Origin of the sequence: Peribacillus huizhouensis (assembly GCF_014138605.1) — a bacterium.
Lineage (GTDB): Bacteria > Bacillota > Bacilli > Bacillales > DSM-1321 > Peribacillus > Peribacillus huizhouensis.
In genome coordinates this window covers 41,583-57,322 of record NZ_JACJHX010000006.1, presented here as the reverse complement: position 1 = coordinate 57,322, position 15,740 = coordinate 41,583, and the positions used below count along the sequence as shown (strand labels likewise).

The following is a 15,740-nucleotide window of genomic DNA, read 5'->3' as shown; positions in this document are numbered from 1 at the left end:
TACTCAGGATGAGCAAATGCCCATCCCGACAAATTAAACCTTATAATTAATCTTTTTTTATCCATTTATCATGGATTTCATCGTATTTACCAGAATCTTTTAGCACCTTCAATGCTTCATTTAATTTTTTTACAAAATCTTCATTACCTTTATTCACGGCGATTCCATATGGTTCTTCTGTAAATGTACCTCCAACTAATTCGAAACTCGGATCCTCGTCAGCCATACCATAAAGAATAGAGTCGTCTGTCGTTAAGGCGTCACCTTTACCTTGTTTAAGAGCTGCAAATGCTTCTGAGTAGTTTTCAAATTCTAACACGTTTGCATCCGGTGCTTTTTCGCGAATATTTATTGATGAAGTCGATCCTTTAACAGCCAATACTGTTTTCCCAGTAAGGCTATCAATGCCTGTTACATCACTTCCTTTTTTCACGAGCAACGATTGTCCTGCATCAAAGTACACATCAGTAAAATCTACTTCTTTTTTACGTTCTTCTGATATGGTCATCGTTGCGATAATCGCATCTATATCACCATTTTTCAAAAGTTGGATTCTAGTCTTAGAGGTTACCTCTTTAAACTCAACTTTAGATTCATCGCCAAGAATTTCACCGGCAAGCGCTTTTGCAATATCAATATCAAATCCTTCAACTTCTCCTGTGCCTGGATTTTTTAGACCAAAGAGCCGTGTATCATTTTTAACTCCGAATACAATTTTGTCTTCTTTTTCAATTTTTGCTAATACACCTGTTTTTTCACTACTACCTGATTTAGAGCTTGTATCACTGTTTCCACAACCTGCTAGTATCAGGGCTGCTATTGCTGGCAGTACTGCCATTTTAAAAAACTTCTTTGGATTCATCATTTGTGTTCCTCCTTCAATTTTTTAATGATTTAATATACGGCTGAGAAATAGTTGAGCCCTTACTTCTTTCGGATTCTCGTAAAACTCTGCCGGAGTTGCTTCTTCTAAAATTTGACCTTGATCCATGAATACAATTCGGTCTGCCACTTCGCGTGCAAACCCCATCTCATGGGTCACAACAACCATCGTCATCCCTTCATTTGCCAATGCCTTCATAACATCAAGTACTTCCCCAATCATTTCAGGATCTAGCGCTGATGTCGGTTCGTCAAAAAGCATGATTTCAGGACTCATCGCAAGCCCTCTTGCAATAGCAACACGTTGCTGCTGGCCACCGGAAAGTTGTGAAGGGTATGAATATGCCTTTTCAGAAATTCCTACTTTTTCTAAATATGTAAGGGCGGTTTCTTTAGCCTGTGCTTCAGTTTGTCCTAAAACTTTCATAGGTGCTAAGATGATATTTTGAAGAACGGTTTTATGAGGATATAAGTGAAAATGCTGAAACACCATGCCAATTTCCCGGCGGAGCTTATTTATATTAGTTTTCTTATCGCTCACTGAAATCCCATTTACCGTTAATACTCCATCGGTTATGGACTCCAAATGATTAATACATCTAAGTAACGTACTTTTTCCAGAACCAGAGGGACCGATGACAACAACTACCTCTCCTTTATTGATGGTCAGATTAATATTCCTCAGTACTTGAAAATTTCCATAAAACTTATTCACTTGATCGAAAACAATCATATTGTGCCCCCCTCATAATATGCAAGATTTAGAACGATTGAATTTATTATCTTTTTAAAATATTCAGAAATAACTAACTATAAGAAAACTATATTCATAATCAATTAATTTACAACTCTTATAATAAACATAAAAAAAAACAATCTTGTTATAATTGATTTTGCTAGAAATGTCAGTGTTTATCATTCAATGGAAGCGCATACATTCCGTTGCATGATTCCCGGAAATTTTTGATAGTCCTCGATAATATAGAATATATAAATAATTCACTATGTCGTTCTAATTACAAATACTGTTTAATAAGGTCTATTTCTACTTATCATGCAAATAATTTAGTAGTTTTTGAGAAGTCAGCCATTTGAGTATATTTATCAAAAATTAATTATCCATTTTTCACCATGTGTTTATTCCTTTTATATAAAATATTCTTCTTTCAGAAGTCTTCCTTTTTATATGTTTATCAGCATAAATGAGATTAAAGATGTGTGTTGTGCTTTTGTACATGTACTACTAACCAACTCGGCTAGCCTTTCTAATCAACAAAAACCAAGTCACGGAACCTGGACTAAAGAATTGAATGAAAAAAAGAAGATCATAGCAATAAATGAAGGGAATTGCTTTATCCTTCCATACCCCAATGTATTGAAATCCAAAGCCTATAACAAAAAAGGGTCAGAACCACCACTACAATACAGGTTAAATTAAGAGCAAGTACCACTATGACCTGTGTATGGCGTGCGATGTCTGACCTTATTTGTTCATTTACACGATTAACTTTGTAAGACTCCCAGCTCAACCTTGGAGAAATATTGGACCTTAGTTCTACAATCAGCTGAGGTTTTCTTCTTCCCTCACTGATTGTAGTTTCACTTTATTTAATCAATTCTTGCATCTTCAAACGGGGCATAAAACAAGCCTTTAGGAGCTAACATGTCTGTTTCAGACTCCCGTCTTTCACCATTGACAAGATAATATCCAGCTGCGTAGAAATCGAAAAAGCCGCTTTCTTTATGAAGTTCAAGAAAATATTCGAATAAATCATCCATTAGTTGCTGATGTACTTTACGATCAATCACATCACCACATTCATCTGTTTCAAAGTTCTTGTTAATCGCCTCTTGAAGACCTTCATGATGGGAAGCGGCAATATATAAATCAACATCACCACATTCCATGCAGAGCAACAGTCCTTCTTCCCTCACTTCTTCATATTCAGCTTTAACTATCTCTTTTAGAATATCTTCTATTTCTTCACGATTTATTAGTTCTATAGCCGTTTGCAACATATGATTTCCCCCATTATCATCTTTTTTCTGCCGCTAGGATCATATATAGTACTTCTATATTAAAACGTGATGTTAAAAAAAGCTTGTCTCACGATTTAATTTAGAGATATTTCGATATAGTTCGCTATCAATCGTATTTTTCCGTGAAATAAATTGCTACTTTCAAAAAAATTGCCAAAACTTGCGCTTTCCCGAGAAATAATTTTACCCCGTTTTAACAAACCATCATTTTGGAAGAGAAAAACTCTGATTGATATTTCACTTTATTCTTATTAATCGGTTTAATGAATTAAGTATATGCTTAACCTATTTTACTATTCCTCTTTTTCTCAACAAGAGTATAGGTGAAACTTGCTCGAGAACAACAGAAATGATCTCCCTAAATCACAATAAAAAATACAACTGGCAGCGTTACTAAACTTAACACCGTGCTTACAAACGTCGCACTGGAAACAAACTCAGGATCTGTATTATATTGCAATGCGTACATCGTTGTATTCGCCGCTGTCGGCATCGCAGCCATAATAATCATAATTTGTTTAACTAAATCATCAACGGGTAAGGCCAACGAGATACCAAACGCGATAACGGGGGAAATAGCCAGTTTAAGAAACAGTGATAGCGATAATTTATTAACAGCTACTTTTTTCATTGAAATATTAGCAAGCTGCATACCAAGCGTTATCATTATCGTTGGAATTGCAGCATCCGCAACAAGGCTGACTGCTGCGAGCATCGGTTCAGTTAATGAGATTCCCGTATATTTAAATAATACCCCAGCTATTGCACCATAGACGATTGGCATTCTTCTAACTGCACGAAGCGCTGATTGGATCCCATTTCCTTCGGGACTACCTTTAGCAGCATAATATACGCCTATCGTACACATAACCATTTGCTGTATCACCATCAAAACAATCGCGTATTTAAGACCTGTTGCGCCAAACAAGAGAAAAACAACAGGAGTACCATAATTTCCGCTGTTCATGAACGAAGACGCTAATATCATTGCACACGTTTCTCTAATGCTATACTTTCGGAAAAATGCCACAAAATATACAAGGAGAATTAGAACTAAACAAAGACTAACTGTATAGAAAATCATATATATATAATCTTTTTCAAATTCTGTTGTATAGAATGTCCGAAAGACTAAAAACGGACTCATTAAATAGAGAGCCATTGTTGAAATAACTTTGGTGTCGAAGCGAAACTTCTTTTGACCAATAAAGCCTAAAATGAATATTGCAAAAATCGGAAGTAATACTCCTAAAAATCCCATCAGATTCACCTTCATCACTATTATGTACTGATAAGAGTACCACTTTTCTATCAAAATCAAAATACTTAGCTTCTTACAAAATAAGATACTACATTTTTATTCAGTATTAATAGAAAGAAAGATTGAAAGTGTTTTGTCAATTCAAATGAACTTTTTTAAATATCTTCTTGTCCATTATTAACATTCATTAATAAAGAATTATTGGATATTGGAACATAGCTTGCATAGTCTCGTTCAGATCATTCTTTAACTGTGATATTCCGCTTTGTTTGAGCATGGAATTGTCTGAATATAAAGGTTTTGTGGTAAGATGAAGGTGATACTTCAATCAGTAGGGGTTTTCCTCACCCCCACTGGTTGTTAGTTAAACCAAACGGTCTATTACTGCCCGTTAATGCGGGATAAAGTAGAACTTCAAAGAATTATATGGAGGCGAAAAAATGACAAAATTTAGAGGTTATGTTGGTACATATACGAAAGGTGATAGTAAAGGAATCTATACTTTTACACTTGATACTGAGAAAAAAGAATTAAGTACGCCCACTCTAGCAGCAGAGCTCGAAAATCCTACGTATTTAACAGTCACAGCAGATAGTCAAACTCTGTATGCAGTCGTTAAAGAAAGTGAGTTTGGCGGCGTCTCTTCTTACCGCATAACGAAAGAGAATGGCGAACTTACTCCACTGAATACCGAAGTCTCTCCTGGTTCATCTCCATGTCATGTAAGTGTGAACCGAAATAATGAAAAGGTGCTTACTGCATATTATCATCGCGGTACAGCGGAATTATATAAGACAGATGGAGGAAAAGTAGATCCAGCTTCAGCTTTCGTTCAACATACAGGTTCTGGTCCAAACGTAGAGCGACAAGAAAAGCCACATGTTCATTTTTCAGGTTTTACACCTGATGAGAAATATGCTGTTGTAGTTGATCTTGGCATTGATAAAATTGTAACGTATAGCCTTGAAGGTGACTCACTTGATATGAAACAAAGTTTATCTGTTAAACCTGGCTGTGGCCCAAGACATATCGCCTTTCATCCTAACGGCAAATTTGCTTATGTTATGACAGAGCTAAGCAATGAAGTGATAGTCTTGTCATATAACAGTGAAGATGCGAAGTTTACAGAACTGCAATATATTTCTGCTATTCCAGCAGATTTCACAGAAAATAGTCAAGGAAGTGCTATTCATTTATCCTCTGATGGCCGTTTCATATACGCCGGGAATCGTGGACATAACAGCATTGCCCTCTTCAGTGTAAATAACGAAACAGGAAAATTAACGTTCATTGAACATACTTCTACTGAGGGGAATTGGCCGCGTGACTTCGTATTAGATCCAACCGAAAAATTCTTAGTTGCTTCTAATGAACAATCAGGCAATTTAGTTCTCTATACTCGTGATGAAAAATCAGGCAAACTAACATTAGAACAATCCAATGTAGTTGTTCCATATCCAGTATGTGTGAAATTTTTATAATATTAACCTTTTTAGTAAAAGCAGAGATTGTTAATGATCTCTGCTTTTATTTATCTACACCCGCTTCAAACTTTCTAGTAGAATGCTTATCTAAATTAGGAACTACCTATACTTCTTGATACTAATGACGGACATATCCATAACGATACACAGTATCAATTGTCAAAAGGGAGAGTATTTCCTATTAATTTGCTACAATATTAGTTATATTCAGATTTAACTTTTGCACTGCGAGGAGGAATAACATGTCTAAACGAACACTAATCATTAACACAGATTTAGAAAACCAATTTATTGAAAAAATAAAAGTGGTGATACCAGACTGGAATATACTTATTGGCAAAGATCCGCAGATATGGCAAGATCAATTAACAGAAGCAGAGATTATCGTGATTCGGAAAAATGAGATAATGGATACGATACTAAGTGATCAATCTAAGCTGAAGTGGCTTCAATCCTGGAGTGCAGGTGTAAACACTTTCCCTTTAAAGCAGCTTGAAGAAAAAGAAGTTATCGTCACTAGTGCAAATGGTGTACATGCCTATCCGATATCTGAAACTATATTCTCCCTAATGCTAGGATTAACTAGAAAATTACATACTTATGTGAAACAGCAGCAAAGCAAAATCTGGGATGAGGCAGATGTTAGTTTGGAAATACACAAAAAAACAATCGGCATAATTGGCGTAGGTGCAATTGGGCTTGAAACAGCAAAAATTGCCAAAGCATTCGGCATGAAAGTACTAGGTGTTCGCCATTCAGGAAAAACAGAAGAATATGTAGATACGATGTATAGGATTGAACATCTGAACGAAGTACTACCACAATGTGACTATGTAGTAGTAACACTCCCACTTACAAACGAAACGAAGTATTTATTCGGAACTGAGCAATTCAAAAATATGAAAAAATCTGCATTTTTTATTAATATTGCGCGTGGCCAAATTGTAAGAGAGGACGAAATGATTACTGCATTAAAATTGAAGGAAATAGCAGGAGCAGGACTGGATGTTTTTACAGTGGAACCTCTACCAGAAAACAGTCCCCTTTGGAATTTAGAAAACGTTATCATTACTCCACATTCTTCTGGTATAACTGAATATTATGATCAACGAGTAATAGAAGATATTTTTATTCCGAATCTCAAAAGCTATGTTGATAATAAAACGCCGACTATAAATATTGTTGATTATCGCAAAGGATACTAATAATGATTCCTTATGAAATTAACAATCCATTAGATTATCAAGATATAAGCAATTTGCATTTGGTCAACTCATTTGGATCAAGGAATTTTATCCCATTGTGATTCTCACATTTTTATACTATATTATGATTTGGACTTATCCCGAATTGGGCAGTTACCTTTCTTCTAAGCAGCAATGTTTGGTCAACTCCCCTCTATAGCCCGATAAGTGTAAAACAGTGAATTTTCTCTCTTAAACAAAGTAAAGTTTAGACCTACAACATTAAGGTTAAACAGATTAAGATATGAAGACACCTGTAATATTTACACTATGATGCAATGAATCGGGTTATTACTGCCCGCTTTATCAAGGGGTTGATTGAAGATTTAACGACCACAAATACGGGGCTAATCATAAGTCGATGTAATAAACCCTTATTAATGAACGTTTCACATAATTGAAACAGCTGAGGTGGTCATGATGAAAGAAATTCTACTCATTTTGTTATTGCAATTAGCTTATGTTCCGCTACTTACTTTAAGGACAATCTTTTTAGTAAAAGGCGTCACATCTCTAGCTTCTGTCATTGGGATTGTAGAAATGTTAATTTATGTATTTGGACTTTCCCTCGTTTTTAGTGGCGATCAAAATTTAATCGCAATGATTGTTTATGCAGTCGGTTTCGGAATTGGGATTATTTTAGGAACAAAAATTGAACGAAAATTAGCAATCGGTTATATTAATGTTATCGCGAATACACAGCAAAAAAACTCGGAACTTATTGAAACACTTCGTACACTCGGTTTCGGTGTAACTCTTTATATCGGAGAAGGACGTGACGGAAATCGTTATCGTATGGATATTTTAACGAAAAGAAATCGAGAAAATGAACTGTATGCGACAATCGAAAAGTTCGAACCAAAGGCATTCATTGTTTCTTATGAACCTACTAAATTCAAAGGCGGGTTTATGCTAGCAAGAATGAAAATGAATAAGAAATATTAGTCGAAAAGATAAAAAGTAGCGATCAGCCAATTGGATTGCTGCTTTTTTTATTTAATCCGCATTGGCTAGCAGTAAAATCCTTACTGAGAATAAGCTGAATATTCGTATCAACAGAGAGTCGAACTGTAAAGTCCAAAGAAGATCACAGGCTAGATGTTCCAAATCAGTCATCCTTGATAACATACCCCTCCTACTTCTTATGACCTGTATCAACTATAAACCATACTTCTATACAACTTAATGAATTTTCGAATATGTCTATAAGTAGCTATATGAAAAACAATACTATATCCATTTTGTATAAAGTTATAGCTATGAAATTTTAAAATGCAACATTAAAATAATTTTTTTCATTCGCTAATGTAAATCTTTCCTTTTTATGATAGATTTAAGAATATTCTAGATTGAGGTAGGAGAGGAATATGTAATGAATCAGGTACAAGTAAATTTAGAAACACCAAAAATTCAAAGTAAATCAAAGCGGTTATGGCTTGCACTAATTCTAGGGACATTATCTGCATTTGGACCATTGTCCCTTGATATGTACTTGCCAGCTTTACCCGTACTTACAGAGGATTTAAGTACAAGTGCATCATATGCACAACTCAGTTTAACTGCTTGCATGGTTGGGCTTGCCATTGGGCAAATATTCGCTGGACCGATAAGCGATGTTAAAGGTCGCAGGACACCACTTCTTGTCGGACTTTTTCTCTACATTTTATCATCATTGCTATGTATTGTAGCACCCTCGATCGAGATATTTGTTATTTTAAGATTCATTCAAGGTGGGGCGGGTGCAGTTGGTATAGTCATTTCAAGAGCTATTGTGAGAGACCTCTACTCTGGTACGGAGCTCACGAAGTTTTTTGCGCTATTAATGCTGGTGAATGGATCTGCTCCGATTTTAGCACCGATTGCTGGTGGTCAATTTTTAGAGTTTACATCTTGGCGAGGTATATTTTTTGTTCTTAGTCTAATTGGAATGATAACATTATTCTTTGTTTTTTCTAGTTTAGGTGAAACACTCCCGAAAGAACGTCGCTCCGAGGGTGGGCTTAAACAAACCTTCCAAACGTTTAGGCAGATTATAAGTAATCGTTTATTTATGGGCTACGCACTTACTCAAGGATTTATCGGGGCTGGACTATTCGCATATATTGCTGGTTCGCCATTTGTTCTCCAAAATATTTATCAGCTTTCACCGCAAATGTTCAGTTTATGCTTTGCAGTTAATGGGGTCGGAATTATTATTTTTACTCAACTAACCGGAAAATTGGCTGGGCGCTTTGGCGAAACAAAACTTCTAATGATTGGACTTGGACTTAGTGCTGTAGCGGGAACTAGTTTGCTTCTTATGATTTTATTAAACATAGGATTAATTGCCATCCTGATTCCTTTATTCATTCTTGTATCTTGTGTCGGTGTTGTCAATACATCCATCTTCTCACTTGCTATGAGAGACCAGGCAAATTCTGCAGGTAGTGCCTCTGCTTTACTTGGATTAATGACATTTTTATTTGGAGGAATCGTCGCTCCATTCGTTGGTATAGCAGGAGAAAATACTGCTTTGCCTCTTGGGGTTATCATTGCTACAGCTGAAATAGGTGCTTTAGTCATTTACTTTGTATTAGTTGGACGATCTAAACAAAACCGAGCAAGGAATTAGTAAATCAAAATAGTAAAAGAGGCGTTCTCTTATGGAACGGCTCTTTTCGTTAAGCTTGTTGTTTTTTACAAAGTAACTAATTCGAGTAGATGTTGCTTGTAGTGGAAGGTGCGAGAATCCTGCTTAGAGAAGCGTGTTGAGGGAGACCCCGCAAGTACGAAGCACTGGTGTGGGCTTCTGAAGACCGCCCGCGGAAAGCGAGTACTTGGAACGGAAATCACCCCAGGATAATAGGGCAACAAAGTATACGAAAACAGCCTAAGGAATTGATCTAAACCCACAACATTACTTCGATTTTTTTATGTCCTGTTAATGACACAATAAACGGTGTATAGAAGGTTAGAATTCTTATTGAACACCCGCTTTTACCTTAATTGGAAGATTGCGTTTTTGAAATTTTGATAAAAATCATATCCTCAAATAAACTACCAGTATAGGTGACATGCTACAAAATGTCCCGGTTTTTGCTCCTGCCATTTTGGAGTGGATGATGAACAAATTTCCATCGCAGAGGGGCAACGTGTACGGAATACACAGCCACTCGGCGGATTAATAGGACTAGGCACTTCCCCTTTTAAAACAATTCGATCTCGTTTCAGTGTAGGATCTGGAACGGGTATAGCAGAAAGTAATGCTTTAGTGTACGGGTGAAGCGGATCATTGCATAATGTATCACTATCTGAGAATTCCATCATATTCCCGAGATACATAACAAGAATCCGATCAGATATATATTTTACCATTGACAAATCATGTGCAATGAATAGATAAGTTAAACCCAATTCTTTCTGTAATTTTTTGAGCAAATTCACTACTTGAGCCTGAATTGATACGTCCAATGCAGAAATTGGTTCATCACAGACGATAAATTTGGGATTTAAAGCAAGTGCCCGTGCAATGCCAATTCTTTGACGTTGCCCGCCACTGAATTCATGTGGGAATCGATTAATATGCTCTGGACTAAGCCCAACAAGCTTTAATAATTCCTCCACCCGCTTCTTTTTTGCCTTCCCCTTTACAACACCATGGATTGTTAAGGGCTCACCAATAATCTCTTCTACTGTCATTCTTGGATTTAACGACGCATAAGGATCTTGAAAGATAAGCTGAATGTCTCTACGCACTTTTGCCATTTGCTTTTCAGAATAATCATAAATATTCTTTCCTTGAAACAATACTGCACCATCTGTAGGTTCATATAAACGAATCATTGTTCTACCGGCAGTCGATTTGCCGCAACCTGATTCCCCTACTAGACCGACTGTTTCACCTTCATAAATATCAAAATTTAACCCCTCTACTGCTTTTAGGTTTTGTTTTCCTACTGAAAAGTATTTGCTTAAATTTTTCACCTGAACGAGGGGATTTTTCTTCATTAATTCGTCATTTAGGTCCGTGTATTTCTCAATAGTTGTCATTGGTTCGTCCCCCCCCTGCATTTATTACTTTTTTTACATTCATCGCCTTAGCCATTGGATGCTGTAACCAGCAAGCGGTAATTTGACCATCTCCGACATCTTCAAGATCGGGGTCATGTTCCATACATATCTTCATCGCGTAATCACATCTTGGATAAAAGGAGCAGCCCTTTGGCGGCGAAAATAAATCTGGTGGCGAACCAATAATCGGAGCTAAAGGAACGGATTTATCCATATCGAAACGAGGTACAGATTTCAACAACCCTTTCGTGTACGGATGCTTTGGTTTTTGAAAGATCTCTAAAACAGTGCCTGATTCAACTACTTTCCCCGCGTACATGACAACGACTCGATCACAAATTTCCGCAACTACTCCTAAATCATGGGTAATTAAAATAATGGCTGTTTCTGATTGCTTTTGAATGTCTTTCATTAACTCTAGGATTTGGGCTTGAATCGTAACGTCCAATGCTGTTGTCGGTTCATCTGCTATTAATAATTTAGGCTGACAGACCAATGCCATCGCAATCATCGCTCTTTGTCTCATTCCCCCAGAAAACTCATGCGGGTACTGCTCCATTCGCTTTTCAGGTTGAGGAATGCCGACAAGTTTTAACGTATCCAATGCAAGATTATATGCTTTCTTCCTAGTCATTTGATTATGCTTTAATACAGACTCCATGATCTGCATGCCAACTTTGCTTGTTGGATTTAAGGAAGTCATTGGATCTTGAAAAATCATACTAATTTCGTTTCCTCGAATTCTTTCCATTTCACGTTCAGATGCTTCAATCAAATCTATTCCATTATACGTGATCGATCCTTCTTTATATTGAGCAGGTGGTGAGGCTAATAGTTTCATAATTGCTTTTGCTGTCACACTTTTACCACAGCCAGATTCACCTACTATCCCGATTGTCTCTCCTCGCTTAACTTCAAAATTGACGCCTCTTACAGCATGAACTTCGCCGCCATACGTTTTAAAGTCAATTCGTAAATTCTTCACTTCTAATAAACTCTTCATTTCGGTCCACCTTCTCTCTATTTTTTATCTACTTAGGACCTCTTACTAGGCTTTTTTACTCACGCAGTTTTGGATCTAATGCATCTTGTAGTCCATCACCCAAAACATTAAATGCAAACATCGTTAAAGAGATTAGAAATGCTGGAATCGCCAACTGATAGAAATTACCGATTAATATACTTCCAAGCGCATCACTTGTTAGACTTCCCCAACTGGCTTGCGGTGGTTGAATACCAAGCCCAAGGAAACTCAAGGTTGCTTCAGCGAAAATAGCTGTCGGGATCGTTAAAGTAACATTTACAAGAATGGGTCCCATTGAATTCGGAATTAAATGTTTTCTTAATGTCCAACTTAACTTTGCACCAGCCGCTTTAGATGCCTGAACATATTCATTTTCCTTTAATTGTAGAACTTGCCCACGGACAAGGCGTGCCATCGGAATCCAACCGGTGATCGTCATGGCAATAATGATTGGGAAAATACCAGGCCTTAGTACAACCATGATTAGAATCACCATTAATAAATATGGAATAGAATATATTACTTCTGCAATTCGCATCATTACATTATCTGTTCTACCGCCACTAATTGCCGAAATCCCGCCATATACTACACCTAAAACGAAGTCAATTAAGGCTGCCATCAAACCAATAAATAATGAAATTCGCGCGCCATACCACGCTCTCGTAAACAAATCCCTTCCTGACGCATCGGTACCAAACCAGTGCTCTGCATTCGGCTCTAAGTTCTTCTTCGTAAAATCCTGCTCATAATATGTGAAACCGTTCATATATGGACCAAAAATTGCCATCAGACACAACAGAATAATCAGCACCAAACCAATCATAGCTAGTTTATTTGCGCGCAATCTCCGCCATACATCGTTCCAATAGGAAATCGTGGGCCTAGAAATCTTTTCGGCCTCTAGAAAATTATTTTCTGCTGGAGCAAACATTTCTTCGGTTACATCTATTTTCCCCGCCATTATTTGCTCGCCCCCGTCACTTTAATTCTAGGATCAATCCATGTGTAAACCACATCGACGATAAAAATTAAAAAGATGAGAATCGCACTGTAAAAAACTGTTGATCCAAGAATCACTGGATAATCACGGTTCATTATACCTTTTACAAACATCTCACCAATTCCTGGAATCCCAAATATATGTTCAATTACGAAACTTCCCGTTACAACATTCGCTGTTAATATACCTAAGACCGTAACGACAGGCATCAAAGCATTACGAATTGCATGTTTAATGATCACTGCATTCTTTCGTAATCCTTTTGCTTTAGCCGTTAAAATATAATCTTGATTTAAAACTTCAATCATGCTTGTTCTCATCAATCTTGCAATATAAGCAAGCGGCATCATTGCAAGTGCAATGGACGGTAATACAGTATGGCTCCAAGATTTCCAGGTCGCTACCGGAAAAAAAGACCATTTAACTGCCAAGAAATTAATAAGTAAGGTCGCCAATACAAAACTTGGAACTGATATGCCAATAATTGCAATAATCATAGATGTATAGTCTGGCCATCGATTTCGATATAATGAAGCGATGACTCCTAATATTAGGCCAAAGAAGATAGCAATAATCATAGCCTGAGCTCCAAGATGAAAGGAGACCGGGAAACCTTTTTCTATATAATCGTTTACTGTTAATGTCTTAGACTTTATTGAAGGACCAAAATCTAACAAAGCCACTTGCTTGAGATAAATGACATACTGCACAATTTTTGGTTTGTCCAAATTATAGTATCGTTGTAAGTTTTCGTACATTGATTCTGTCATTGTTCCTTCTTTCGCGAACGGGTCACCAGGAATACTATGCATAATAATAAAGGTAATCGTAATGGTCGCCCATAACGTAATGATCGCCCACATAAAGCGATGTAAAATATATCTAATCATAATCAATCACCCCATTCCTCTTAAATGAAGACCTTTTTGATTGGTGATTTTCCAAAGGAAAAAAGGGGGCGTGCCAAGACATAAGCACACCTCCGACATTCTTCAATTATTCTTTTGCATCCATATCAACATCTGCATAAATAAATTGAGGATATCTGTTGATTGGTGTATAAACACCTGTCACATATTCTTTAACCATATGCGGTTTTGTATAGAAATAGATTGGGATAATCGGCATTTCAGCCATAAGAAGTTTTTCAGCTTTATGCATATTGTCCATCCGAACTTGTTGATCCATTGTTTGCTTTGCTTCTTTAATCAATTGATCGTATTCAGCATTTTTCCAATTCGCATCATTGTGTGAATTATCTGAAGTCCATAGATCCATAAATGTCATCGGATCAACATAATCGCCAACCCAGCCAGCACGAGAAACTTGATATTTACCCGCTTTTTCTCTATCAAGTTTCACTTGGAATTCAGTATTTTCTAGCGTTACAGTTACCCCAAGGTTCTTACGCCACATCTCTTGTACTGCTTCTGCAATTTTTTGGTGGCCTGCTAACGTATTATATAAAATTGAGAATTCTGGCAGTTTATCCATTCCTTCCTCTGCCAACCCTTCTGCTAGCAACTTCTTCGCTTCTTCAACATCTTCAGTGAAAAGATTTCCGGTATTTTCTTGGTAGTCCCCATTTACATCTGGAATCCCTGGTGGGACTACTGAATAAGCAGACTGTTGACCACCTTGTGCGACATTTTCAGTAATTGTTTTACGGTCAATCGCTAAACTTAATGCTTTTCTTACTTTTATGTTGTTAAATGGTTTTACATCGTTATTTAAATTGTAGTAATAAACAGCTAAATCTGGTCCATTGTGGAATTCTTTATTATTAGACTGTGCCAGTTGTCCTTGAACATCTTGTGGTAGAGGATACGCTAAATCCAATTCGCCAGATTGATACATTTGCCATGCTGTATTTTCATCTTCAAGAATGACAAAGTTTACAACATCTAAATTAATTTTATCTTTATCATAATAATTTTCATTCTTCTCTAACTTCACACTTTCTTTATGTTTCCACTCTGTTAACTTGAACGGTCCATTTGAAACGTAGCTAGTAGCTTCTGTGAACCATTTCGGATTTTCTTCTTGAACTTTTTTATTCACCGGATAGTACGTATAGAAAGAAGTTAAATCAAGGAAGTATGGGGTAGCTTGAGCAAGCTTCACTTCAAGTGTTGTATCGTCTTTTGCTTTTACCCCAACTTGATCGACTGTTCCAGTACCCGCATTGTAAGCTTCAGCACCTTCAAGATAAAACAATTGATACGCATATTCGGAAGCGGTTTCAGGAGCAAGTGCATATTTCCAAGCGAATTCAAAATCATGTGCTGTTACAGGATCGCCATTTGACCATTTCATGCCTTCTTTTATTTTGAAAATCCAATTTATCCCATCTTCACTTGTTGGAACAGACGCCATTCCATCTACGATTTCTCCTTCAGGCGTTTTCTTCGTCAATCCTTCAAACGCATGCTCTAATATCCATGAATCATGTGTGCCTTCTGCTGTTCCTGGATGCAGTGATCCTGGTTCAGAGCTGTTATTTAGATTCAAAACCTTCTCTACCGCTTCCTTTTTCCCATCACTTTTACCTGAGTCTTTAGTCGATGTTTTTTCTGTTTCTCCAAAGCTATTACATCCCGAAATTACTACCATTAACCCAATAACAAGAGCAAAAAATGAAAATTTATTTCGTTTCAAATAAATTCCTCCTTATTTCTCATAATAGTTAAAAAAAAAAACGAAATGCCTTTCATTGCAAATCTATTACAAAAACCCCACATGACTGCCAAAC

Annotated in this window: 13 protein-coding genes; 4 read left to right on the top strand and 9 right to left on the bottom strand. The window is 36.8% G+C overall.

The genetic code is table 11. From position 1 onward, the window contains the following. Positions 1–46: 46 nt before the first annotated feature. The 4 genes from HNP81_RS11285 to HNP81_RS11270 all read right to left on the bottom strand — a co-directional run bounded on the left by HNP81_RS11285 (position 47) and on the right by HNP81_RS11270 (position 4,183). Positions 47–865 (bottom strand): transporter substrate-binding domain-containing protein, encoded by an 819-nt coding sequence (locus HNP81_RS11285; protein ID WP_182502687.1) that lies wholly within the window; start codon positions 863–865, stop codon positions 47–49. A gap of 21 nt (positions 866–886) precedes the next feature. Then, positions 887–1,615 (bottom strand): amino acid ABC transporter ATP-binding protein, encoded by a 729-nt coding sequence (locus tag HNP81_RS11280; protein WP_182502686.1) that lies wholly within the window; start codon positions 1,613–1,615, stop codon positions 887–889. Positions 1,616–2,490: 875 nt separating this feature from the next. Further along, positions 2,491–2,901, bottom strand: coding sequence for a hypothetical protein (locus HNP81_RS11275; protein ID WP_028391332.1), 411 nt, complete (start codon positions 2,899–2,901; stop codon positions 2,491–2,493). A gap of 379 nt (positions 2,902–3,280) precedes the next feature. Then, entirely contained in the window at positions 3,281–4,183 is a 903-nt protein-coding gene (locus tag HNP81_RS11270) for an AEC family transporter (RefSeq protein ID WP_182502685.1), read from the bottom strand. Between the two features lie 440 nt (positions 4,184–4,623). Between HNP81_RS11270 and HNP81_RS11265 the strand changes: the two genes are divergently transcribed. The 4 genes from HNP81_RS11265 to HNP81_RS11250 all read left to right on the top strand — a co-directional run bounded on the left by HNP81_RS11265 (position 4,624) and on the right by HNP81_RS11250 (position 9,522). Beyond that, positions 4,624–5,664, top strand: a complete 1,041-nt coding sequence (locus HNP81_RS11265; protein ID WP_182502684.1) for a lactonase family protein — start codon at positions 4,624–4,626, stop codon at positions 5,662–5,664. 245 nt (positions 5,665–5,909) lie between these two features. Further along, on the top strand, positions 5,910–6,872 hold the full coding sequence (locus tag HNP81_RS11260) for a D-2-hydroxyacid dehydrogenase (RefSeq protein WP_182502683.1): 963 nt from the start codon (positions 5,910–5,912) through the stop codon (positions 6,870–6,872). Between the two features lie 459 nt (positions 6,873–7,331). Beyond that, entirely contained in the window at positions 7,332–7,856 is a 525-nt protein-coding gene (locus HNP81_RS11255; RefSeq protein ID WP_028391336.1) for a DUF2179 domain-containing protein, read from the top strand. Positions 7,857–8,283: 427 nt separating this feature from the next. Further along, positions 8,284–9,522: a multidrug effflux MFS transporter gene (locus HNP81_RS11250; RefSeq protein ID WP_182502682.1), complete on the top strand. Its 1,239-nt coding sequence runs from the start codon at positions 8,284–8,286 to the stop codon at positions 9,520–9,522. Positions 9,523–9,947: 425 nt separating this feature from the next. Here HNP81_RS11250 and HNP81_RS11245 read toward each other — a convergent pair whose 3' ends face one another. The 5 genes from HNP81_RS11245 to HNP81_RS11225 form a co-directional block, all read right to left on the bottom strand. Further along, complete coding sequence (locus tag HNP81_RS11245) at positions 9,948–10,940, bottom strand: ABC transporter ATP-binding protein (RefSeq protein WP_281384497.1); 993 nt, start codon at positions 10,938–10,940, stop codon at positions 9,948–9,950. Further along, on the bottom strand, positions 10,927–11,964 hold the full coding sequence (locus HNP81_RS11240) for an ABC transporter ATP-binding protein (RefSeq protein ID WP_182502681.1): 1,038 nt from the start codon (positions 11,962–11,964) through the stop codon (positions 10,927–10,929). The genes HNP81_RS11245 and HNP81_RS11240 overlap by 14 nt, the downstream gene beginning before the upstream one ends. 55 nt (positions 11,965–12,019) lie before the next feature. Next, positions 12,020–12,949: an ABC transporter permease gene (locus HNP81_RS11235; protein WP_028391339.1), complete on the bottom strand. Its 930-nt coding sequence runs from the start codon at positions 12,947–12,949 to the stop codon at positions 12,020–12,022. Further along, positions 12,949–13,878: an ABC transporter permease gene (locus HNP81_RS11230; RefSeq protein WP_028391340.1), complete on the bottom strand. Its 930-nt coding sequence runs from the start codon at positions 13,876–13,878 to the stop codon at positions 12,949–12,951. The genes HNP81_RS11235 and HNP81_RS11230 overlap by 1 nt, the downstream gene beginning before the upstream one ends. 106 nt (positions 13,879–13,984) lie before the next feature. Next, complete coding sequence (locus tag HNP81_RS11225; RefSeq protein WP_246399318.1) at positions 13,985–15,646, bottom strand: peptide ABC transporter substrate-binding protein; 1,662 nt, start codon at positions 15,644–15,646, stop codon at positions 13,985–13,987. Positions 15,647–15,740 lie beyond the last annotated feature (94 nt).

Excerpts from the sequence above, each read along its gene's own strand:
- HNP81_RS11285 (WP_182502687.1), bottom strand. The coding sequence starts at position 865 with ATGATGAATCCAAAGAAGTTTTTTAAAATGGCAGTACTGCCAGCAATA.
- HNP81_RS11280 (WP_182502686.1), bottom strand. The coding sequence starts at position 1,615 with ATGATTGTTTTCGATCAAGTGAATAAGTTTTATGGAAATTTTCAAGTA.
- HNP81_RS11275 (WP_028391332.1), bottom strand. The coding sequence starts at position 2,901 with ATGTTGCAAACGGCTATAGAACTAATAAATCGTGAAGAAATAGAAGAT.
- HNP81_RS11270 (WP_182502685.1), bottom strand. The coding sequence starts at position 4,183 with ATGGGATTTTTAGGAGTATTACTTCCGATTTTTGCAATATTCATTTTA.
- HNP81_RS11265 (WP_182502684.1), top strand. The coding sequence starts at position 4,624 with ATGACAAAATTTAGAGGTTATGTTGGTACATATACGAAAGGTGATAGT.
- HNP81_RS11260 (WP_182502683.1), top strand. The coding sequence starts at position 5,910 with ATGTCTAAACGAACACTAATCATTAACACAGATTTAGAAAACCAATTT.
- HNP81_RS11255 (WP_028391336.1), top strand. The coding sequence starts at position 7,332 with ATGAAAGAAATTCTACTCATTTTGTTATTGCAATTAGCTTATGTTCCG.
- HNP81_RS11250 (WP_182502682.1), top strand. The coding sequence starts at position 8,284 with ATGAATCAGGTACAAGTAAATTTAGAAACACCAAAAATTCAAAGTAAA.
- HNP81_RS11245 (WP_281384497.1), bottom strand. The coding sequence starts at position 10,940 with ATGACAACTATTGAGAAATACACGGACCTAAATGACGAATTAATGAAG.
- HNP81_RS11240 (WP_182502681.1), bottom strand. The coding sequence starts at position 11,964 with ATGAAGAGTTTATTAGAAGTGAAGAATTTACGAATTGACTTTAAAACG.
- HNP81_RS11235 (WP_028391339.1), bottom strand. The coding sequence starts at position 12,949 with ATGGCGGGGAAAATAGATGTAACCGAAGAAATGTTTGCTCCAGCAGAA.
- HNP81_RS11230 (WP_028391340.1), bottom strand. The coding sequence starts at position 13,878 with ATGATTAGATATATTTTACATCGCTTTATGTGGGCGATCATTACGTTA.